The sequence below is a fragment of the Marisediminicola antarctica genome, assembly GCF_009930795.1.
Taxonomy (GTDB): Bacteria; Actinomycetota; Actinomycetes; order Actinomycetales; family Microbacteriaceae; genus Marisediminicola; species Marisediminicola antarctica.
In genome coordinates this window covers 2035755-2057500 of the sequence record NZ_CP017146.1, presented here as the reverse complement: position 1 = coordinate 2057500, position 21746 = coordinate 2035755, and the positions used below count along the sequence as shown (strand labels likewise).

Here is a 21746-nt window from a genome sequence, read left to right as displayed (position 1 = left end):
CTGGGCCACTTCGAGGGGCGCGGGCTGCAGAAGCGCAGCTTGGGGAACCTGCCCATTCGACCAAGGTCAGCCGCGGTCAATTCTTGCGCCTGCCCTTTTTGACCTTCACGGTCGCCTGTACACGCCTCCACAAGTCGCCGTATGCCTGCGCGGCCAGGGAGCGGGGCGCGTAGACAGTCACCGGCGCCCGCTCGGCGCCCATCCGTTCGATCTGCACCGTGGCAGGAACAACAATGTCGGTCACGACCTTGCGTGTGCCGGGCAACTGCTCGACCGTCGTGCGGTGCGTCGTCTTGCGGCGGTCGACCATCGAGAAGAACCCGATGATCGGCGCCTTCGAGGCCGATGCGGCCACGAACTCCGTGACCTGATCCAGCGACCGCATCGAGAGGGGTGACGGAACCAGCGGCACCACCACGGCGTCGGCGGTGTAGATGGCGTTCTCCGCGACGAGCGAAGAACCCGGCGGGCAGTCGAGGATGACGACGTCGTAATCACGGTCAACCTGTTCAAGGATCTTCGCGATCCGCTTCTCCGACTTCTTCGCGTGGTCGAAGACGAGGTCAAGATCGCGGTAGCTCGCATCCGCCGGCAACACGTCGAGATTGCCATACGCGGTCGACCGAATTGCGGCTGAGACCCGGCTCGGGCCAGCTACCAGCGAACCGACACCACCCTTGACCTTCGGCTTTACCTGCAGCAAGAACGTCGTGGCACCCTGCGGATCCAGGTCCCAGAGCAGAACCCGAGACTCCTTCGCCGCTTCAAAGGCCAGATTCACAGCTGCGGTTGTCTTGCCGACACCGCCCTTGGTGCTGAAGACCGCGACGACTTTCACGCTGGCTTCGACGAATCGAGAGCAGTGATTAGTGCGGACTTGTTCATGCGCGAATACCCGACGATCTTCTGCGCCTTTGCCTGTTCACGCAACTCGATCAGACTGGGCGCGGTCGACCGGGACGCGGTTGACCGGGGCGAGGGAGGTCGTGGCGAGGGAGACGGTTGCTTCGCCGCCGATCGGGTCGCGGTCGACGCTTTCGCGGTTTCCCTGGCAAGTCGACGACCGGCTTTCTCCTGTTTCGCCGCCAACTTCTCGGTCTGCTTCGACAATTCGGCCGCCTTCTCGCGCAACTTCTTGCTCGAATCGCGCACAGCCTTGTTAGCCGCCTGCACCGATTTCTCCGCGAGCGCCAGTGCCTTCTTCGCCTTCTTCTCGCCGGATTTCTTCTTGTTTTTCTTCGTCTGCGCCATGCGAGGCACCTCCAGTGGATCGACCGACTAACCAGATGAGTTGCTCAAGTTTAGTGACCCCGCAGCGTTCGCCGCGTGAATCAGACGTGAAGCCATTCTTGACGTGAATTGGCGATGAATCCGCGAAGCACGTCGGCGAATTCGTCGGCGTGCTCGATCTGGGGCATGTGGCCCGCATTGTGGAACGTGTGAGTCTGGGCGTGCGGAAGCGCTCGCGTGGCTGCATCCAGATGCATGAACGGAAGCACGTGATCGTGGTCGCCCCACATGATCAGCACCGGAATTCGGAGGCTCGCGACCTCGGCGAGCAGACGGGTACGCCACGGCATCCGGATGCCTCGGAAGGTGCCGAGCTCCTGAGCGAGGTCCAGCAGCGTAGACCGATGAGCCGAACGGTTCGTCAGGGCCAACTTGTGATCGACCCGGTCTGCGGTGACGTGCTTCTTGTCGTAAAAAATGCCGTCGACCGTTCGGGTGGAGCTCTTCCTGCTCGGGCGCAGCAGCACAATGCCGACCGGTCTGATCGCGAGAAGCCGCAGAGCTATCGTGACCTCTTTTCCGAATCCTGCGCTGTCCACCAGAACAAGCGAGGAAACCCGTTCGGGATGCGCCACAGCGAAGGTCATGGCGACGGCACCCCCAAGGGAATTCCCGATCACTGGAACGGGCTGGATCAGCCCGAATCGGTCGAGAAATGCCGGCAGGATGCTCGCGAGCCCAGCCAGGGATGCCGTGCCTGGTAACCGGTCGGAGTAGGCGAAACCGGGGAGGTCAACGCTGTACACAGTGTGTGCGTCGGACAGACGGTCGTGCTGCTCGTTCCAGTCCTCCAGGCTCTGTCCGATCCCATGAAGCAGCAGAATCGGGCTGCCCTGCCCGGTCACGCGGTAACGAACGCGGGCGCCGTCGATGTCGATCACTCCGGAACCCGGGAGGTCGAGAGGAATTCCCGCGGCCGCAGCATCCGCGCCTCGGCGACCGAACCTCACATCATTCGTCACCCGCCCGAGCCGAAGCAGTCGGAAGTCTCTCAGGTAGTTCTGGTGCAGGCGCCACGGAGTGCTCGCGCCCTGCCGCGGCAAATCACCGGCGCTTCTCAGCACATACCCGGACTGCAAGTCGATCAGTGAGACCAGGTTGCCTGCCTTGACAGATTCCGCCGCCCGGGGAGTGACGGTGTCGAGGTGGTGACGATCCATGTATTTGAGCGTGCGACCGATGTAGCGTGCCACGAGGTCGGCTTTCAGCGTCCAGGATGCGTTCGTGTACCCGATCGTCATGGCGAAGTTCGGCACACCGTCGAGCATCATGCCCTTGTAGGTGAGGGTGTCCGCCAGGGTGATCGGTGCCCCGTCCACCGTGAGTGCCATTCCGCCGATGGCCAGAACGTTGAGTCCCGTCGCGCTGACAATGATGTCTGCATCGAGGGTCCTGCCAGAGGCAAGCTCGATTCCAGTCGGGGTGATCCGGTCGATGCGGTCCGTGACGTTGTCGGCCGTGCCGCGCCTGATCGCCTTGTAAAGATCAGCATCCGGCGTCATGCACAATCGTTCATCCCACGGGTTGTAGCGCGGAGACAAGTGCGTATCGACGTCGAAACCCTCGGGCAACATGCGGATCGCGGCATCCCGCAGGATCGCCTTCATCCTCTCCGGATGCCGGCGACTCAGCCGATAGGTAAAGATCGAATAGCCGATGTTCTTGGCCCGAGTCAAGCTGTAGGCCAGCTGGGCCGGGAGATATTTGCGAAGAGTATCCGCCTTGCGGTCTCCCGACGGGATCGGCGCAATGTACGTCGGCGATCGCTGGAGCATCGTCACATGGGCGGCCTCGGTCGCCATGGACGGCACGAGGGTGACAGCTGTAGCACCGCTCCCCACAACGACGACGCGCTTTCCCGCGTAGTGGAGGTCGGCCGGCCAGTGCTGCGGGTGCACCAGCTCGCCCGAGAAACTCTCCGCGCCGGGGAACACCGGAGTGAAGCCCTCGTCGTACCGGTAGTACCCGGAACACACGAACAGAAAGGAGGAGGTGAAGACCATCTGCTCGTTGAACGGCTGCCCGGGGCGGAATTCATCCGAACCCGTGCGGGCGGCGATGACCGTCCACAGTGCGGACTCGCTGGACCAGGATGCCGAGATCACGCGGTGCTGGAGGCGGATGTGCTCGCCCAGCTGCTCGTCGTCGATCGTCGCTTGGATATAGTCACGAATCGATGCCCCAGGAGCGACTGCTTTCGCGTCTGTCCAGGGGCGGAAGGAATACCCGAGAGTGAACATGTCCGAGTCCGATCGGACCCCCGGATAGCGGAACAAGTCCCACGTTCCGCCGATCGAGGGACGCGACTCAAGGACCACGAAGGTCTTCCCTGGCAGGTCTCGTTTCAGGTGTGCAGCAGCGCCAACGCCACTCAGGCCGGCGCCGACGATCAACACGTCAACGTGTTTGTGCATGACCGAACCGTATCAACAGGGTGTCGATAAATCCAACATGCTGTCGAATTGGCATAGAGTGGAGAGATGGCACGACGTGAACGCGGGAGTACGCGCCCCTCAGGAGACGAGCGCCACGACGCTATCCTCGTGACAGCTGAGGCCCTGCTGACGCAGCGTCCTCTCGGCGATATCTCCATCGAGGACTTGGCTCGCGGGGCCGGAATTTCGCGACCCAGCTTCTACTCGTACTTCTCTTCGAAGGAGGAGGTGGTGATCGCGCTCCTGACCCGCGTGATCGACGAAGTCGATCAGGCCCTCTCAACTCTGCCCGCAGAACCGGCCTCCGCGGTGGGCGATCCGTGGAGAAGCTCCATCAGCGTCTTTGTCGAGGTGTTCACGAAACACGAAGCGGTCGCCGCGACGGCGATGGCTGCTCGGCTGCATAACCCCGACATCCAGGCCCTGTGGGCCAGCGCAATGGAGTCGTGGGTCGACTACTCAGCCAGGGCCATTGCCGCGGAGCGAAAGCGGGGTACAGCACCCAACGGAATACCCGCACGAGACCTGGCAGTCGCGCTCAATCTGATGAACGAACGTGTTCTGTCAGCGGCTTTCGCCCGGGAGCAGCCGGCGATCAGCCAGTCGTTGCTCGTCGACGTGCTCGTGAGCGTCTGGACACTCAGTATTTACGGGACACACCCCCAAGCAACGATGTAAACGGCTGCACAACAGTCATGCACGATCGACAAAAGGAGAGAAGAACATGCCAGCAATCAACAAGGTGACAGTACTCGGCACCGGTGTCCTCGGTTCCCAGATCGCTTTCCAGGCTGCATATTTCGGCTATGACGTGACTGCCTACGACATTAGCGACGAGATCGTTGAGAAGGCCAAGGATCGATTCGCGGGTCTCGCGAAGGTATACCAGACGGACGACACCGTCGCTGCAACACCGGAGAAAGTAGCCGCCGCACTCGCCCACCTGGCACTCACCCCGGACCTCGCCGACGCGGTCGTCGATGCCGACCTCGTCATTGAGGCGGCACCCGAGTCTCTCGACATCAAACGCGATCTCTATACGAAGCTGGCGGACGTCGCTCCCGCGAAATCGATCTTCGCAACGAACTCGTCCACTCTTCTGCCGAGCGACCTTAAAGAGTTCACCGGGCGGCCCGACCGGTTCCTGGCGCTGCACTACGCCAACCAGGTCTGGCGCTACAACACGGCCGAAATCATGGGGACCACCGACACTGATCCGGATGTCTACGCGGCGGTGGTGAAGTTCGCAGAGGGCAGCGGTCTCGTGCCCATCGAGCTGAAGAAAGAAAAGGCTGGCTACGTCCTCAACTCACTACTCGTTCCATTCCTCCAGGCGGGCGCTGGATTGGTACTCGGCGGCTATGCCGACCCGGAGACGGTCGACAAAACGTGGCGGATAGCGACGGGCGCGCCCGCCGGCCCGTTTGAGATCTACGACGTCGTGGGGCTCACGACCGCCTACAATATTTCGGCTGCGAGTAGCGACCCCGCGTCTCAGCAGTGGGCCACATATCTCAAAGAGAACTACATCGACAAGGGCAAGCTGGGCGTCGCGACCGGCGAAGGGTTCTACAAGTACTAGGCCCGGTCCACTGCGCAAAGCGGATGAGCGGGCACTGCTGACACCCTTGCGGCTTTACTGCCCGGGGTCGCTCGTTGATTGCTCGTTCGCGGCCAGTTGGTACCGTTAATGTTCCCGGCCGCTGTACGTCGCCTTTCTCACGGCGTCGGCTCCGTCGAAGTTTGATCCCATCGCTCCAGCGAGAGTTCCCAGAGATCCTGACAGCCAGGCGAGGTTCGCGTATTCCACAATCGAGACCGGATGGCCCAACTGGGCTTGCATGTACTGCCCTGAAATCACGACCAGCGAGCCGAGCAACACGGCCAGGTAGAGCCCCCCATAGATCACTGCGACGCTCAAGAGGACCGTCACGACAGTCGCCATGTCGTCGAGGGTTGCCGATGTGCCGTTGGGGTCGGTTCGCGCGTTCGGCCACAGACCGTTGTGGACGATCAACCACCCCGTCAGAGCCGTCACCGCGAACACGGTGATGAGGGCGAGCCGCAGACTGCTCGACGAATCGGCCATACTCCAGATGGATGCGTAGAAGGTACCGAACGCGCCAGTCGCCATCGCCGCCCCTGCAGCACTGGACAACGATTCAACGAGCCGACCGGGTCGATTGCTTCGCACCATCCCACCCAGAAGGCGCACCTGGCCTCGCCGATCCGGGATCGTCTCATAGGTGCGCGCACCGTCACTGGAGTGCACCGTGCCCCGCCCCTCACCCGCCGCCTGGCTGCTTCCGGCACTCCCCTGGGCGATCTCGGCCTGCACTGCGAGATCCTTCACCACTCGCACCAACTCCTTCTGCAGGGCGGTGCGCACCCGGAACCAGCCCAACGCGGGGAGGGAGACCAGCGCCGCGCCACAGGAACCGTCCGACTCGGTGAGGAGCGTCTGGTGGTCGTGAAAGCGTGGCAGGTCCGTGATGTAGACGATGAAATCCCACCCATTAGCCGCTCTGAGCTCTTCAGCACGGTCCATCAGGGGCACCTGGCCATCTCCATCGAGCTGCAACGTTTTCTGGCCCACCTGAACATCCCACTCCTTTTCCGAGCCGGTCCAGGACATCAGCACATCCCGGAGCGGCTCGGCCAAGCGACTGGCCAATCGCTCCGGCAGCCCGGGATCCGCCATCACAGCGACAATCGCCATGTCGTGTTCCCCTTCCGCGAGAGCTGAGCTTCAAGTCGTGGAATTTGTGCGCGGCCGTGACTGGTCCTCTGTGCCGGCACATTTTGGCCCCGGACGCCGACTACGAGCTGGCCTCGAACTCCGGACCGGGTCGCTGGTCTGCCTCGTCCAGAGTCGTGACTATGTCGTTTTCCAAAATGTCTTCGATGATCCATGTCGTCTCGGCGATGTCCTTGCCTGCGCTTCGATAAATTCAAATTGAGCCTGCGACCTCTGTCGCGCCCGGCAGGTTAGGCGAGAGAGTCTAGAACTATAAAATGCACCCAGGACACCTACCGCTCAGCGCACAGGCGGGGACGCCGGATCGGTGACGCAGTGAGAATCGCTGCGGCGCTCAGCACCCCTGTCGCCCCTATCTGGTTCGGGATTCCGGAGTCTCTGACTTTCGTGGTGGTGCTGGGTGTGCTGATACTCCCGCGTGTAGCTCGACTTGCCGGCCCCTTCGATGCGGCGTTCAGTTCGACCATACTGCTGGCCGCGTGGAGCGCGGTCATAGGGCTTTACGCGGCAATCGGTTGGTGGGATCTTGTGGTGCACTTCATTACGGTGGGTGCGTCGGCGGCCGTGCTATTCCTGTTGCTTGCTCGACTGGATGTCACCCCCGGTACCTCGGTCGGCAAGGCGTTGCCGTCCAGGTCGATCGTGGTGCTCACCTTCGCATTCGGCATCAGTGTTGCAGTGCTCTGGGAATTCGCGGAGTGGATCGGGAACGCCGTTTTCGACGCGGGACTGAACGTCGGCTACGGTGACACCCTAGGAGATCTCGCTGTTGGCGGGCTCGGTGCAATCGTCGCCGGGTTGGCGCTTGCACGGTGGAAAGACCAGACTGCTGAAATACAAAATTCGGCCCGGAAATGAACGCCTGCCGCAGGGACTGGCTACTCTTCCTCGTCGAACTCCGGTGAGGTGTCGATTCGGGTCGCCTCAACGAACGGTTGACCCTCCCACTCCGCGAGCGTCGCATCATCGAGGTCGAGCCCCCTGCGCGCCTCGACTTCGGCGATCCCGAACCTTGAGTAGGGTCTGCCGGTCACCTGAACGACGATGCCCTCGTCGAGACCAACGACGGATTCCTCATGGATGATGAGTAACGGCTCGACTGTCGTGTTGTCAGTTCCGGCGATGGTGAGCGCCGTGTCGGAGAGCACCTCGCCGACTGTCGCCGAGAGCACCACATCGGTGTCGATGTAGTTCGTGATGGAGTCGAAGAAGTCTTCGTCGTAGATGTCGTCGTATTGCCCCGGGTTGGGCTCTTCGAGCACCTCTTCGTCGCCTTCCACGACGTCTTCTACATCGACGCCGGTTTCCGGCCCGGCGGTGTCATTACTGCAGCCGGCGAGTGCTGGCAGCAGCAGCAGACCGGCGCCGATCGCGGCTGCGCGAGAGGTCCAGCGGAGGTTCGGCTGGGCGTTCAGGGGCTTGACCATTTCGCCAACTTTCTTTGCCTGAGTGGACGCCTTCGGTTACTTCTCTCGAGCGCCGCGCCAACACGATAAGCATGCTGAGCAAGCAGATTCAAGGAGCGCGTCCCACCCGCCGCTCTTTACGCGGGCATCGTTATTTGGCTGTTACGTCCCGATCACCAGGGTCAGCAGCGCTGCCCCCGGAACATTCTCCAAGCTGATCACGCTCGCACGCACCCTGAAACAGCACGCCGCCGGGCTCAAGCATCGACTCAGAATGCCAGCAGGAGAGACGGGGTCTCAGCCAGATAACGGTGCCGCAACAGCCAAATAACGATGACGCAACAGCGCAATAACGATCGCCACCTATGGGGCCGTGGGAGCGGCGCGCACCTTGAATCTGATTGCTCAGCGTGCTTACCGTTGTTAGACGGCGCTGAACGTACGTAACAAAAAGACGGGCCGGAATGCGCCGCCGGACCCCAACCAAGAGGAGGAGATCACAATGAACAAGGTAATGAATTCCAAGTGGGCGGCGCTTCCCTTCGGAGTCCTGCTCGTCGCGGCAGTTTTGACCGGCTGCGCAGAGGAGACCGTCGTTGACCAGGCGGAAGAAGAGGGTCCCGTGGCCGAAGCGTTGCTTCTCGGTTCGCCCGTGACGTTGCAGAACGAAGTACAGGAAGTCTTCGGCCCCAACTCTTTCACAGTGGGCGAGGGCGATACCTTGATCATCGCTGACGGCATGGCCAGCGACGTGGAAGAGGGCGACGAAGTTCAGATCACAGGTACCGTGGTCGAGTTCGTCACGGTAGACGTTGAGGCCGATTACGGCCTCGGCTTTGACGACGACGAACGAGAACTCGTTCTCGACTACGACGACACCCTTGCAGTGATCGCTGACGACGTGACTCCCCTGCCGGAGTAGCCCTCAGTAGTTGCCGTTCATCTGAGTATCGGGGCCGGGAGAATGTCAGCCTTTGGTTGACCGTCTCCCGGCCCTTCCTCGGAATGACTGGTCAGACGAAATTTCACGATAGGACGTTCGGGAATATGGGTGGGAGCGTTCATAGTTCCGCGGACGGGGCGGTCGGAAAGCAGGCGCCCAGTCCGTTGGGGACTGGGCGCCTGCTTCCTGAGTAATGCGTCACGTCACCGGTTATTGGCCTTCGGCGCGCCGATCCCCGGGGTGATCTGGAACGGCCCCGCTGCCGAGGGACGCACATCGAAGTCGAAGATCGCCGTCGGAATGTAAACGGTTGAACAGGAATTCGGAATGTCCACCACCCCGGAGAGCCGGCCTTCGATCGGTGCGGCGCCGAGCAGGAGATACGCCTGTTCCGGGCTGTAGCCGAACTTGACCAGGTAGTCGATGGCGTGGAGACAAGCCCTCTGGTATGACAGGTGGGAGTCCAAATAGCGCTGCTCACCGCTCAGTGTGACCGAAGTGCCGGAGAACGCGATCCATTCGCTATAGCGCGGATCCACGTTTCCCGGCATGAAGATAGCGTTCTCGCTTACACCGTAGGTGTCCATTCCGCCCTTGATCAGATCCACCCTCAGATCGATAAAACCACCCATCTCGATGGCTCCGCAGAAGGTGATCTCGCCGTCGCCCTGGGAGAAGTGAAGGTCTCCCAACGACAGGTTCGCGCCGTCGACGAAGACGGGGTAGAAAATCCGGGTGCCCTTCGACATATTCTTAATATCCTGGTTGCCACCATTTTCCCGAGGCGGGGCGGTGCGGGCTGCCTCGCCGGCCATCCTCTACTCGCTCGGTACCGTCACCCTAGGCGGGGTCGCCTCCTTGGCCGGAATATCTGCGGCGGCAGCAGCGCACCGGTGGTGTCCGGCGCCCGCGCTCGACCCTGAATCCAGCTCGGACTCGGGCAGCATATGAACCTGCTGCTGTTCATCGTCATCGCCCTGGCCGGAGGAGTCGGCGCGGCCATGCGGCTGCTGATCGACGGTGTGGTGCGGGCCAGAGTCCCCGCATCGGTCAGGCCAATCGGCACAATGCTCATCAATGTCTCCGGTTCGTTTGGTCTTGGGCTGATCACCGGATTCGCACTCGGGAACCTCCTGCCTCCGGAGCTGCAACTGGTCCTCGGCGGCGGCCTGATGGGCGGGTACACGACATTCAGCACGGCGAGTCTCGAAACCGTGCTGTTCGCGCGCGAGCGTCGGTTCCGGGCTGCCCTCATCAACGCACTGGGAATGCTCATCGCCTCCGCTTCGGCATCGGGCCTTGGACTCTGGATCGGTCTCCTCCCGTGACAGTGCTGGAAAGTGAACGCGGCTGGCTCGACCTTTCATTCTGCTGCGTGATGGTGGTAGATCGTCTACACGTGTGCGCGAGATACTCAGTGAGCTCGCTTGTTGTGCACACGGGGTCGAGGCCGAGCCCGGAAAGGCGTTGGGTGTCCATAACCCCTAGGTGTCCGAGGCCACCCCCGGTGAGTCGAAGCCGCTCGTGCACCTTTCCATCGAAGCGGCCTAAAGGCGCCCTGCCGACGAATTATCGTAGGATAATCGTTGGATAGTCGAGTCTCGCCCTTTCGGCAAGGACAAGAAACCCCGGTGAAACAGTATTTCGATGTTGGGCGGACTGGACCTGAACCCGCGACAAGCGGGCTGCGACGGGGTCTTTGAGCACCCGCATCAAGTCCCGGGTTTGGGCCCGCGTTGTGAGGCAATCGCGGATGCGAATACTGGATTGGTGGTGTCACTGGTGATACCATCGACGCATGCCTATGACCCTTCGATTGACTGATGCCGAGACGGAGGCGCTGCGTCGACGTGCCGAATACGAGTCCCGCTCCATGCAGGAGGTCGTCAAGCAGGCGGTGCGTGAATACGTCGAAAACCACAGTCGTCGGGATCTCTTGAGCAGCGTCCTCGACGAAGAGCTCCCCCGCTACGCGGAAGCGCTTGACCGCCTCGGAAAGTGATCTATCTCACCTACGCCGATCTCCTCTACATCGGGCAGCGAACACTCGGGGCAGACATGCTGATCCGTGACCAGGGACTGCTCGAGTCAGCACTCGCTCGACCACGGGCCAGCGCCTTCGGAAAAGATGCCTACGAGTCTCTCAACGAGAAGGCCGCGGCGCTGACTCACTCCCTGGCCCGCAACCACGGCCTGGTCGATGGGAACAAGCGACTGAGTCTCGCTGGCCTGATCGCGTTGCTCGGTATGCACGGACGACGGCTGACCTGGTCCAACGACGAGGCCTACGACTTCATCGTGGATGTCGCCTCCGGGCACCTCGACGACGTCCCCGAAATCGCCGGCCTAATCGCCACGGGTGACGAGGCGCGCTGAGACGACGCGGCTACCTCGCATGGGGTGCGGATCAGCTTCACCGTCGGCGCGGGTGCCATCAACACAACGAACAACTCGCGGACGCTCAGGTTTCGACGTGCCATCTGGGGAAACAGCCCAACTCCGAAAGGCGGGGACCACGGTATCCTGAAGCGCGGCCTTCAACCGCTCCCCCTCGGCAAGATGCGATTCACCCACATCGGCCACGTGGAGGAATATTCAGCCTGCGCAATTGGGGGCCAAGACGCCCACCGGCCAGCAGCCGGCAGCGCTGTCCGCGCGAGTTTGACCCGCTCGTTGGGCAGGTCTCTCGTGCGGCTGCGGCCAGATTGCATCCTGACACCTGGCTCATCGAGCCGGTACTCGATCCAGCGGCCCGGCCAGGAATCGATTTGCTCAGAATAGCCGCCCTGCAGGACGGTACGCCCAGCCCATTCCTTCCGCCACGCTCTGGGCATCGTCATCGCAGGCATCGCAACCGCAGTCGGGAAACGGTTTACGGTCGGGCTGGCAGGATTTGAACCTGCGACCCCTTGCTAAAGGTTCAAGTCGCGCGCCAATTGCCGAAAATGGAATCCCTGATCAAAGGCTTTTTTGTAGGGCGGACGGGACTTGAACCCGTGACCGACGGATTGCGACGGGGCCTTCAAGAACCCGCCGCAACAGTTAGACCCACCTCGACTGACCTCGCCCTGACCGGGGATTCCTTGTCGAATGTGCACTTACCCTACCAAAACACCTCGACTCACCTAGATCAATCTCGACGCATAAACGTTGAATAAACGTGTGCGCATCAAGTCGCTGACGTGACTGAGCTCGACTCCCCCGCAACCTCCGCACACGTCGAGATCACGTTCTGCCTGCGATTGCTGCGAGGTCGACCACGACGTCGTGTCCGTTGACTGAGACGACGATCCGTGGATCGGTGGCGCCCGCGGCAACGAGGTAGCTCCTGAGTGTGGACAGGAGCAAGTCGCCGCGGTTCTCGACTTGGGAAACGGCTCCCTGCGTGATCTTCAGTCAGGCTCAGCTCGTCTTACCGGTCAGCTTCTGCAATGTGCCTTTCCCGCCAAGTTTCGCGGCTTCGACCTGGCCTGGGGCGTCACCGTCTCCGACGATCTGGTCTCCGTCCAGAGGAAAAAGTGACGTTGATCCTACGAGCACATACCCCTTGTAGTTGAACTGCGGATCTATTTTGGTTAGCGTCCAGATTGCTTCGTCGCCGACCTCGAGTTCTGGCCTTCCTTCGAAGGCTACGGGAATTCCGTTGTATGCCTCCGAAACGATGACATTCACAGCGCTTTGCTTACCGGAACCTGTCGGGGTGACGGTATATGCCTTGTAGTCGACGGTTTTATCCTCGCCAAGCTTGATGCCGTGCTTGATTTTGATCACCTCGCCTCGAATGACGAGGTCGGCCACACCCGCGAGTTCATCCAGGGAGGCATTCGCGTATGGCTCATCTGCCTCAATGACCTGAGTTGGCTCCGGAGATGGGGCGGCGCTATCGGTCGCTGATGTGCTGCATGCAGAAAGAAGCACGAGCGTCGAAACGACGAAAATGGTCGAAACGGTTATCCGGAGATTAGTAAGAAGCATTGATCGAATCCCTATCGTGTTGATCAAGATACTGAGACACGGGCGGCGATGCCCCCGAAGCCATCACGGATGTATCGACGGTGCGATGGCCAAGGCCCGCTACATGCCCGAGCTCGTGAAGGGCCGTTTTTTGCCATTGCTGGGTAGTGGTCAATGTCCGTGTATTGAGCTTGACGCCTTTACCACTGCCGCAGACGCCGTTCTGCACTGCGGTAAAGCAGGAGGTGGCCCCGTACCAGGTCTCTGGATAGCTGACCGAGTTGACTGATACGTTCCAGCTTCCAGGGCAGCCGACCACAGAAGCATTAACGTCTGTCGGGTTGATCTGCCCGATAGCCCAATTTGTTCCACTGACGCCAGCGCTTGCACCAGCGTTGCATACGCTCCAATTGGGCGTGTACAGCCGCCCCGAGCCTGCCGTGCCCTGGTGGGTAGCAAAAGCGGGACTGGCGGCAAGGGTAGAACCGACGAGAGCCAGAACCACCGAAAGCACCAACACCCCCCGTTGACGTCGTCGTCGAATTCGATCTACGTGGAGCACGTGCCCTCCTAGTATCTGTGGGCTCAACGTAGTGGTGGACGTGAGAGCAGGTCAACAAGTTTATGCCCCTGCCGATCCGGCCGACCGGTTGAGCTATCGCGCCGGCGACCAGACCCAGTGCGATCTGTAGTTCCCGCCGGCGCCGATTCCTCTGGGCGCGGGCCAGGCGGGATCCCTGGCGAGCCCGAACATGCTCGGCGATCCGGAGCAGTCGTTCGCCGACTTCGAGAGAATCCTGGTGGAGCTTGAGACCAGCGGCCTCCACGAGCTGGAGGCGTAGTGGCGCGACAGCCTGCTGAAACTATCTGGCAACGACCTCACAAACCTGGCGGAATGTGAGGCTGGCTATGGCAGACCCCTCCTCGTGGGCGCCCGATGATCCGGATTCTTCCCTCGAGGGAGACCCATACGGCGAACTCGATGGGTCACGTCCCGCTGAGTGGTGGAGTTTCTCAACACCGTGCGGGTCAGTTGTTTCAGTTTAGGCGGCGGCGAGTTCGGGGAGGATCACCGCCTGATCGAGGGTGTCGGCGGGGTTGTTCATGATGGCCAGCTCGAGCATGGATGCTTCGGAGAAGTAGCGTCGTTCGCCGGCTTCCCACTCGTCGTGCTGCTCGATCAGGACCGACCCGGCCAGGCGCAGCAGGGCCGCGGCGTTGGGGAACACGCCGACGACGTCGGTGCGGCGTTTGATCTCCTTGTTCACCCGTTCCAGCGGGTTCGTGGACCAGATTTGGCGCCAGTGGCGGCGTGGGAACCCGGCGAAGGCGAGCAGGTCGGGTTGCGCGTCGATGAGCATCGCGGCGACCTTCGGGTGAGAGCGGCCGAGCATGGTCGTGACGTCGCCGAACTGCTTCTGGATGTGTTCCCGGTCGGGCTGGGCGAAGATGGTGCGGATGATCGAGGCGACCATCTCCTGGGATCCCTTCGGCACCACGGCGAGGACGTTGCGCATGAAATGGACCCGGCAGCGTTGCCAGCCGGCACCTTGGAACACCGTTCCGATGGCCTTCTTGAGACCGGTGTGGGCGTCAGACATGACGAGCTTGACCCCGTCGAGGCCGCGGGCCTTCAGCGACCGCAGGAAGCTGGTCCAGAAGCCCTCGTTCTCGCTGTCGCCGACGTCGAAGCCGAGCACTTCCCGGCGCCCGTCGGCGGCAACACCGACCGCGACGACCATGGCCTGGGACACGATGCGGTGGCCGACCCTGGCCTTGCAGTAGGTGGCGTCGAGGAACACGTAGGGGAAGTCCTGCACGGCCAGGGTCCGGTCGCGGAGCTGAGCGACCTCGGCGTCCAGACCCGCGCAAATCCGGGACACTTCGGACTTGGAGATCCCGGTATCGGCGCCGAGTGCTTTGACCAAATCGTCGACCTTGCGGGTCGAGACGCCGTGGACATAGGCCTCCATCACGACCGCGAACAGGGCCTGGTCGACGCGGCGGCGCCGCTCGAGCAGCGCCGGGAAGAACGACCCCGCGCGTAGCTTCGGGATCTTCAAATCGAGGTCGCCGGCCGTGGTCGACAAGGTCCGCGGCCGGGTGCCGTTGCGGTAGGTGGTGCGGTCGCCGGAGCGTTCGAAGGGGGTGGCGCCGATGACCGCGGACGCTTCGGCATCGATCAGTTCTTGATACAGCGTTTCGGTCGCGACGCGGATGCGATCGGTGACATCGGTGAGTTTGAGATCGCCCAGCAGGTTAAGCAGGGCAGACTGGTCTAGAGCCATCGTGTGGTGTCCTTTGTGAGTTCTTTGATCGGTACTCACTGACCATCCCACGGTGGCTCTTCACGTTGGCGGAGCAACGCTCAAGAGCGGGAAACCACACCACTCAAAGGGACGCAACCCTTTGGAAGATTGGGCGTTGATCAGAAGGCTCGTCTGAATAGGAGTCAAGCCCGACGAGGCTCGTGCCCTCTCCGTGCCATGATTCCGGACTGACCAATGATTGGAATCGGCCCCAAGGTGAAGAAACCTATTTTCTATAGCTATTCGAGGTAGTAGCGTCACGATCAATGCTCACCTCGCCAGCCATCGTGAGCCGGAGTGGTCTTTGGTCTGATGTCCTACCGCCGCAAGATTTCCTAAGGAGAATCAATGAGGGCCGGTAAGAAATTCTTGACCACTGCTGTCGTCGCAGTCGCAGTCGCGCTCGTGGTGGGTGGGGCAGGAGCGGCCAACGCTGGGACGACACTCGTCTCCTTCAACACGCCCGCACCCAAATTCGGCGGTGCGGCCTATTCAGGACTTCAGACGAAGAGCATTTCGAGTCGCGCTGGCCTGCTTTCGCAGGTTGGCGTCGGCGGCAGCTACACCATTAGTGCGAAACAGTGCGTCGGATCGAACACAAGCTGTGGAACCACGGTCCCTGTGGGAAGCGGCGCGAACTTGCCCAACAGCATCTCCGCCGGAACAAAGAACGTTGTGGCGCAGATGCGGGTATCAACCTTCCATGTGGTGGATGTCCAGGTATCCGGATACTTCGCCAGCAACTAGCACCAGCATGAAGTCGGCCACGTTTCACCACCGGTACGGACCCGCGAATGACGATGAGTGACTACACGCGTGCCGCCAGGTCAGACGCTGGAGTGAGCGGAGTTCTTCGTAGGCGGAGGGCCCGGCATTCACTCACCCCGATCGCGGTCGCCATGATCGCGGTCGGAGTCCCTGTCGTCTGGGGCACCGTCCAGATACAGCAATATGCGCTCTCCAGTCAGCTGAACGTCTTCGTCTTGTACTTGAGCAGTCCACTCGTGCTTGTCATCCCTTTCCTGGCAGGGTGGGCCGGCTGCGCGCGACTCTACAACGAGTTGGGCCATCGTCATGCGGCCAACCTTCGGCCGAGGCAATCGACAGTTGCGTTTCTGCGCGCGCGTCTGCTGACCAGCTTCCTCACACCGGGCCTGATTTTTGGCGGATCAGTTGCGCTCGTCTACGCAATCGCATTTCTTGCATGGCCACTCCTGGGGGACCCATTCATCGACCCCTCCATCAATTTTCTGTCCAGCCCGAAGGAGGTGGCCGACTATGAGCAATCGCTGACCGCATTCAGCCAGTTGATGGCGTTGGGTACCCCGGTGTTCGGGGCAGTCTCCGCGCTGTGGTTTGGATTCGCCGCAGGTGTCTACGGTGCGTTTGCGGCCGTGGCGATGATTCTTCTGCAAAACCGGGTGCTCGGCCTGCTGCTCCCCCTCGGCGCCTATATGGTGGAGATCATCGCGGCTGCGATCCTCGTGGGGCCCTTCGCAGGCCTCCTCTACTCGCTCGCGCCGTTCGGATTGCAGCAGTCACCGATCGTCATAACCGTGCTGCCGACAGCGCTCCTAGCGATCGGGGTTGCGGTGGCGTGGGGGTGGGCAATCCGCCACGAGCATGACCTGCCGTCCCTCCGCTGATGACCTCGGGCACATGGCTCCAATTTGTCGTCCTTCTCGTGGCCTTTGCGCTCTTCGCGCTCGGCTACGCATTCAGCAGCCGCGGCGCGGTCGAGGAAACGTCGGGTGCGGCGCTCGTCGCGGCGCTGAGCTCGAACGAGAGATTTCACACATTCGTGGCTGCGCCAGTCTGGCTGATCGCGGCATCGATCGCGACAGATCGGGCACTTACGCCGCAGCGGCTCGTCCGGCGGGGAAGCCGACGGGCACTCGCATTTGAGCCGTTGTGGACCCTGCTCGCGCGATTCGCCATCGCCGCGACCGTGGTTTCTGTGGTGTGGCTCGGCGTTGCTCTGACGACCATGCCTGCTGGCGTTGGCGGCATGGACGTTGCCGCAGTGTCCGTTGGCGTTCTTGCGGGCGCAGCGGCGCTGCTGGCAATAGGGTTCGCGACCCTGTACTGGGTGCTTCTGACAGTACGGCTCCTTTCCGACTCCCTGCAGGTCAGCGTCGTGGCCGCAATTCTGATCTGGTCCTTCTCGCTACTGCCAAACATCGGTGTGTTTAGCGTGCCCCACCCCCTCAACTTCGCCCAGTACGTCAGCCTCGAATACCTACGGTCGCGGCCCAGCCTCTTCGTCAGCCTGTTGATTGCTGCCGTGTTCGCGTTCGTCCTCTGTTCTGCAGTGGCGCAATGGAAAGACTCCGGCGCGCGCCGACCGTACCTGGAGGCGCGATCGATCGCGCTGTTTCTCGCCCTCCTCGTCGGCGTCCTCGGCGCTGTCGCCCCGTTACCGGGCGAGCCCGCGGCCGCGAGGGCACTTTCGACCGTCTTTGTCGGTGTCGGTGCATCGATGGTCGATTACCTCGTAGGAATGACAGTGATTCTCACCCTCGGCATTGCGGCCACAGCGCGCTTCGCAACGGACTGGACTCACAGAAGCGCGCTCATACGCATCAGATCCCGCTCCACCACACGCTGGGTCACAGCATCCCTCACCCGCGAGCTCGGCTGGGCAGCTCGCGCGGTGCTCACCGTCGCCGTCACTGTCGTCGCATTCCATTTCGCTACCTTCGGCGGCGATCCCTTCGCTTCAGCAAGCGAGATCGCCGAGGAGGCCACCCTTCTCGTCCGACTCCTTGTCTCGGTGGCCCTGGTCGTGATCCTGCTCATTCTGGGAGTGATCGTATTCAACTCGGAAGCCGCACCCGCCGCCATCAGCTGCGGCATACTCGTACTGGGATTCTTCCCGCCGCTGTGGTCACCCTGGAATCCTCTGCTCGCCTGGTCCGGGCAATGGATGGGGGAAGCATCCGCCATCGCCTTCGTCGTTCTTGCCAGTACGACCATCGCGTGCTTCAGCGCACTAGTCATTGTCGTCAAGTCTGCCCACCATTCGGAGGTTCACCATGTCCATCATTGAAGTCCGCAGCGCGTCAAAATCGTTCACAGGGAAACAGGTGCTTTCGGATGTTTCGCTCAAAATTGAACGCGGGCGGCGCTACGGACTCTGCGGGCCGAACGGCTCCGGGAAATCCGTACTCCTACAAATGCTGTGCGGCTTGATCGCACCCGATACGGGCAGTGTCTCCATCGACTCGTCACTGCTGTCCGCGAATCGAACATTCCCGGACCGATTCGGCATCTCCATCAACGGCCCCGCCTACCTTGCTGGACTCACGGCACTCGACAATTTGCTAGACCTCGCAGCCATTCGTAAACGCGACACACCCGCCGTCTGCGCAGCCGCACTGGTCGCCGTGGGCCTCGACCCGCGTTCACCTCAACGCGTTCGAGCCTTCTCGTTCGGCATGAAGCAGAAACTCGCTCTCGCCCAAGCCTTCATGGAAAGCCCCCAGGTTCTGCTGCTCGACGAACCGTTCAACGCACTCGACGAAAGGGGACTGCTGCACGGATAGGTGACATCTGATCTGGCTTGCCCGGGAGGGCGGCCTGGAAGGATGTTGCTATGCCCAAGCCTTACCCGAGCGAGTTCCGTGACGATGTGGTGCGCGTCCGCGATCGCCCCCACCCCGTCTGATTCTGTGCGCGCGAAGTTCTCGAATCCCCGGGGTCGACGTCTGCTTCGTGCCAGCAGTAGCATGTGGTTCACAATCGTTCGATTCCCGCCGGGAGGCCAGTCGATGCCGGAGTTGTTCGCCCTTTTCATGCGTCCCCCGGCGGGGTCAGCTTCGTATGCAGCCTGGAGAGAGCGGATCGCATTCGGAGCGGATCTGCCCGCCGGGATGCGTGAGGTCGGGGTCATCTCGGTGGTGGCGCACATGCAGGTGAACGACCTCGTGGCCGCGGACGTCTATGCCGCCGTCGCCGGCGTGCTGAGTACGCGGCCCCCCGGCCCCGTCGCCACCTGCGAGGCCAGGCCGCTTCGGCTTGACGGCACGGCGCTCGCACCCGTACCCGTGAACCTCTACCTCACGCCGACATTTGCGAAGCTGGATCCGGCGTATGGTCATGCCCTGGCACCGCTGCTGCACGCGGTCGCGCACAGCCCCGCGGAGCGGACTGACACTGCCCGCGGCGTCGAGGCACTGCGCTGGTTCGAGTACGGCAACCTGGACGCTGAGGAGATGAAGATCGCGCTTTGCCCGAGCGTGACAACCAGCAAAGGCCGGAGCGCCGTGTGCAATGAGAAGGCGTGGGCCGACTTCCTGGCGGGCAACGGCGAGATCCACGTGCGCGCTGGGCAGAAGCTCGGACGGGCCGGAACGGCATACCTCGCCGGCTCGTCGGCGGGCGCGCTGCAAGTGTGGTTTGGTGTGATGGCCGAGGCGGGGCCCCACGACCCCGGATTCTTCTACCAGGCGGCGGAAGGCTCCCTACTCGCCGCGGACGCGCCCCTGGCAGCAGCTGCGCGGAACGGTCCATTGAGGGTGCGTTGGCCGCTCATCCCCGTGGGCACGGCGGCGAACGTGATCGGCGCAAATCATCTGCTGCCCTACACCGCGCTGCTTCAGGCGCGCAATGACCTCGACCTGACATACGAGCAGTGGCGGGCCGTGGGCGACCGGCAGAAAGCGCTCTACCTGGCGCAGCTGCTCATGCGCTTCCGGCCCGACCTGGCTCAAGCCGGTGTGCGCCGCTTCGCCTTCAACATGCGTGATCAACACAACGTCTTCCAGCTTGAAGCGGTGACCGAGTTCTTCATGAACTACCCCGACCCTCTTAAGGCAGGGGCCGTGCCCGTCCTCCCCGGCGCGGCGGCCTATCGCATGGTGAACCTGTTGGCCCCGTACGGTGCTGCGGCCCAGGTGAACGCCGACACCGTGACGCTGGACGGAACCCAGGACTTCACCCGCATCGTGGCCGGTCGCGACGTGCTCGTTCTGGACTCCGACACGGTTCGCACCCACCACAAATACCGCATCCTGGCCGCCGATCCCAACCTCAGGACGGTGACCGTGGATGCACCGCCAACTGTTACCGCGGCCGGGCCCTGGCGCATCAGCCCGCGTCCCTCGCTGGTGCTGATAGACCCCCTCGGCGCACGCGTGCGCGGCGCAACGGCAACCCGGAGCGCACCCAACACGGTGACGCTGCGTAGTGTTACACCGGCACAGCGCAAGCGGCTGGGGCAGATCAACCCGAACTTCGACACGATCGCGCTGGGCGACGCGGATGCAGGTACACGGTGCGACTTTCTCATCACGAAGGTGACGCTGCCCAACGGAGGTGATCCTCAGCTGACGCTGGAGGCGAACCCGGTCTTGCCCGCCGGAGGCTCGCGCTGGGCCATACCGGCGGGCGTGGAGGGCTTTCAAGGGCCGGTGACGCCGCCGAGCAAGAAAACGACGTACGGGTGGGACCACTACGACGGAATGATGTTCGCTGTCCTGGGCGGCAGAATCGCGGCCGCGTTCCCGTGGTCGAGTTACACCTCACGTAAGGACGGCGGCAGCAAGTCCTCATCGATTCGCGGCAACCGGTACTACCACGTGCGCAGCTTCCTATCGGCAAAGGCCGCGATCAACGTCGCGTTCATGGTGACCGACGAAACCTCCCTGCACTATGGCCGGGTGACCGCAAAGGGCGTGGAGGCGGCGGGACAGCCATTCGCGGGCCGCACCTACGTTGAGGTGGACTTCGACCTGGCCGCGACGCTGGCAGCGAAGGGCGGAAACGGTCGCGCCGTCTTCTTCGCAAGCGGCGACGACCTGTTCCACAAGATCCCCGTCGCGGGCGTGAGCACGTCCAAGAACCGCATCTACGTGCGCAATGTCAGCCGCTCCCTCGTGCCCGACCAGCCCGCAGGCGCGTGGCTATTCCTGTATGACGGGGTCCATGAGGCTGCTCACTATTTCGCCAATCCCGTCGCACCGGATACCGCACCCGCAGACGAGATCCCACAAGCGAAAGGCAAGGCCCTGATCCGGCTGCACCGTGGCAGCACCTACTCGAGCACTGGCTCGGAGGGGTGCCAGGTCTCCCCGGAATTCTGCGGGCTGCGCGAGGTGCTGCTGGACCACCACCTCGACGAGCTGGTCGATTTCTATGCGAACCGCCCCGAAGGCTCGCATATCACCCGTGGAGGCTTGGCGGGAAACACGCCGCCACTATTCAGCCGCTACAAGGCGCTCGCCCGATCCATCGCGGCCGCGGAGCAGCAGATCAGTGACATCCGCGCGGTGATCCAGGATCTCTCCGCGTTGGTCGCGGGGAACGTGGCAGACGAGGCGAAGGTCGCGCAGATGCAGGAGGTGCTGCGCCAGGCCTTGGCCCCGTTCGAGGCGAGCGACAAGGTGGGCGACGAGCCCACCACCGACATGCTGGTCGTGGCGATCGAGGAAGTGATCGCCGCATATGAAGCGGGCGACATCCAGCAGATACTCACCACCTACGCACGGCCCGAGGATCAGCTCGGCGCGAGGGAGATCCGAACGCTGCAGGAGACGCTCGAGAGGAACAAGGCGGAGAGCGCCCGTATCCAGGGCTACTGGAATGACCGGGTGCAGGGGGGCTACTGGCTGATTCGCCCCGCTGAACTGCCAGTGAACCCCTGAGCGAGCC

Annotated in this window: 21 protein-coding genes and 1 pseudogene; 12 read left to right on the top strand and 10 right to left on the bottom strand. The window is 62.4% G+C overall.

All coding sequences use genetic code 11. The features are described 5' to 3' along the window. Window positions 1-76 precede the first annotated feature (76 nt). From BHD05_RS09705 to BHD05_RS15940, 3 genes are all read right to left on the bottom strand, one after another. The gene (locus BHD05_RS09705; protein WP_161886247.1) at window positions 77-838 is read right to left on the bottom strand and encodes a ParA family protein; all 762 of its coding nucleotides are present in this window, start codon (window positions 836-838) and stop codon (window positions 77-79) included. Beyond that, the gene (locus BHD05_RS09700) at window positions 835-1251 is read right to left on the bottom strand and encodes a hypothetical protein (protein ID WP_161886246.1); all 417 of its coding nucleotides are present in this window, start codon (window positions 1249-1251) and stop codon (window positions 835-837) included. The genes BHD05_RS09705 and BHD05_RS09700 overlap by 4 nt, the downstream gene beginning before the upstream one ends. An 80-nt stretch (window positions 1252-1331) precedes the next feature. Then, window positions 1332-3704 carry an alpha/beta fold hydrolase gene (locus BHD05_RS15940; RefSeq protein ID WP_161886245.1) on the bottom strand — a complete coding sequence of 791 codons (2373 nt, stop codon included), beginning with the start codon at window positions 3702-3704 and terminating at the stop codon, window positions 1332-1334. 66 nt (window positions 3705-3770) lie between these two features. On the opposite strand from BHD05_RS15940, the gene BHD05_RS09690 reads away from it, so the two are divergent. Both BHD05_RS09690 and BHD05_RS09685 read left to right on the top strand, forming a co-directional pair. After that, window positions 3771-4403 carry a TetR/AcrR family transcriptional regulator gene (locus BHD05_RS09690; RefSeq protein WP_161886244.1) on the top strand — a complete coding sequence of 211 codons (633 nt, stop codon included), beginning with the start codon at window positions 3771-3773 and terminating at the stop codon, window positions 4401-4403. Between the two features lie 46 nt (window positions 4404-4449). Then, window positions 4450-5307 carry a 3-hydroxyacyl-CoA dehydrogenase gene (locus BHD05_RS09685; RefSeq protein WP_161886243.1) on the top strand — a complete coding sequence of 286 codons (858 nt, stop codon included), beginning with the start codon at window positions 4450-4452 and terminating at the stop codon, window positions 5305-5307. Window positions 5308-5412: 105 nt separating this feature from the next. Here BHD05_RS09685 and BHD05_RS09680 read toward each other — a convergent pair whose 3' ends face one another. Next, window positions 5413-6444 (bottom strand): hypothetical protein, encoded by a 1032-nt coding sequence (locus tag BHD05_RS09680; RefSeq protein WP_161886242.1) that lies wholly within the window; start codon window positions 6442-6444, stop codon window positions 5413-5415. A 354-nt stretch (window positions 6445-6798) separates the two neighbouring features. On the opposite strand from BHD05_RS09680, the gene BHD05_RS09675 reads away from it, so the two are divergent. Beyond that, entirely contained in the window at window positions 6799-7341 is a 543-nt protein-coding gene (locus BHD05_RS09675; RefSeq protein WP_161886241.1) for a DUF2238 domain-containing protein, read from the top strand. 20 nt (window positions 7342-7361) lie between these two features. Here BHD05_RS09675 and BHD05_RS09670 read toward each other — a convergent pair whose 3' ends face one another. Then, the gene (locus tag BHD05_RS09670) at window positions 7362-7910 is read right to left on the bottom strand and encodes a hypothetical protein (RefSeq protein ID WP_161886240.1); all 549 of its coding nucleotides are present in this window, start codon (window positions 7908-7910) and stop codon (window positions 7362-7364) included. Window positions 7911-8391: 481 nt separating this feature from the next. On the opposite strand from BHD05_RS09670, the gene BHD05_RS09665 reads away from it, so the two are divergent. Then, window positions 8392-8811 (top strand): hypothetical protein, encoded by a 420-nt coding sequence (locus BHD05_RS09665; RefSeq protein WP_161886239.1) that lies wholly within the window; start codon window positions 8392-8394, stop codon window positions 8809-8811. A gap of 224 nt (window positions 8812-9035) precedes the next feature. Here the strand turns inward: BHD05_RS09665 and BHD05_RS09660 are convergent. Continuing rightward, window positions 9036-9650: pseudogene (locus BHD05_RS09660) on the bottom strand (acetamidase/formamidase family protein); the annotation flags it as partial. Window positions 9651-9779: 129 nt separating this feature from the next. On the opposite strand from BHD05_RS09660, the gene crcB reads away from it, so the two are divergent. The 3 genes from crcB to BHD05_RS09645 all read left to right on the top strand — a co-directional run bounded on the left by crcB (window position 9780) and on the right by BHD05_RS09645 (window position 11208). After that, window positions 9780-10160: a fluoride efflux transporter CrcB gene (gene crcB, locus BHD05_RS09655; RefSeq protein WP_161886238.1), complete on the top strand. Its 381-nt coding sequence runs from the start codon at window positions 9780-9782 to the stop codon at window positions 10158-10160. Window positions 10161-10630: 470 nt separating this feature from the next. Continuing rightward, complete coding sequence (locus tag BHD05_RS09650; protein ID WP_202614188.1) at window positions 10631-10834, top strand: ribbon-helix-helix protein, CopG family; 204 nt, start codon at window positions 10631-10633, stop codon at window positions 10832-10834. Further along, window positions 10831-11208 carry a type II toxin-antitoxin system death-on-curing family toxin gene (locus BHD05_RS09645; protein WP_161886237.1) on the top strand — a complete coding sequence of 126 codons (378 nt, stop codon included), beginning with the start codon at window positions 10831-10833 and terminating at the stop codon, window positions 11206-11208. Before BHD05_RS09650 ends, BHD05_RS09645 begins: the two co-directional genes overlap by 4 nt. 396 nt (window positions 11209-11604) lie before the next feature. Here BHD05_RS09645 and BHD05_RS16150 read toward each other — a convergent pair whose 3' ends face one another. From BHD05_RS16150 to BHD05_RS09630, 4 genes are all read right to left on the bottom strand, one after another. Next, window positions 11605-11769, bottom strand: coding sequence for a DUF6226 family protein (locus BHD05_RS16150; protein ID WP_418763846.1), 165 nt, complete (start codon window positions 11767-11769; stop codon window positions 11605-11607). Between the two features lie 465 nt (window positions 11770-12234). After that, complete coding sequence (locus BHD05_RS09640) at window positions 12235-12807, bottom strand: hypothetical protein (protein WP_161886236.1); 573 nt, start codon at window positions 12805-12807, stop codon at window positions 12235-12237. Further along, complete coding sequence (locus BHD05_RS09635) at window positions 12794-13348, bottom strand: matrixin family metalloprotease (protein ID WP_161886235.1); 555 nt, start codon at window positions 13346-13348, stop codon at window positions 12794-12796. The genes BHD05_RS09640 and BHD05_RS09635 overlap by 14 nt, the downstream gene beginning before the upstream one ends. Before the next feature lie 481 nt (window positions 13349-13829). Continuing rightward, window positions 13830-15074, bottom strand: a complete 1245-nt coding sequence (locus BHD05_RS09630; protein ID WP_161886234.1) for an IS256 family transposase — start codon at window positions 15072-15074, stop codon at window positions 13830-13832. A gap of 369 nt (window positions 15075-15443) precedes the next feature. On the opposite strand from BHD05_RS09630, the gene BHD05_RS09625 reads away from it, so the two are divergent. The 5 genes from BHD05_RS09625 (at window position 15444) to BHD05_RS09605 (ending at window position 21739) form a co-directional block, all read left to right on the top strand. Continuing rightward, window positions 15444-15842, top strand: a complete 399-nt coding sequence (locus BHD05_RS09625; protein WP_161886233.1) for a hypothetical protein — start codon at window positions 15444-15446, stop codon at window positions 15840-15842. Between the two features lie 152 nt (window positions 15843-15994). Further along, a complete protein-coding gene (locus BHD05_RS09620; protein ID WP_161886232.1) occupies window positions 15995-16741 on the top strand; it encodes a hypothetical protein in 747 nt (248 codons plus the stop codon). Continuing rightward, the gene (locus BHD05_RS09615) at window positions 16741-18144 is read left to right on the top strand and encodes a hypothetical protein (RefSeq protein WP_161886231.1); all 1404 of its coding nucleotides are present in this window, start codon (window positions 16741-16743) and stop codon (window positions 18142-18144) included. The genes BHD05_RS09620 and BHD05_RS09615 overlap by 1 nt, the downstream gene beginning before the upstream one ends. Then, entirely contained in the window at window positions 18131-18640 is a 510-nt protein-coding gene (locus BHD05_RS09610) for an ATP-binding cassette domain-containing protein (RefSeq protein WP_161886230.1), read from the top strand. Before BHD05_RS09615 ends, BHD05_RS09610 begins: the two co-directional genes overlap by 14 nt. Window positions 18641-18823: 183 nt before the next feature. Then, on the top strand, window positions 18824-21739 hold the full coding sequence (locus BHD05_RS09605) for a hypothetical protein (RefSeq protein ID WP_161886229.1): 2916 nt from the start codon (window positions 18824-18826) through the stop codon (window positions 21737-21739). Window positions 21740-21746 lie beyond the last annotated feature (7 nt).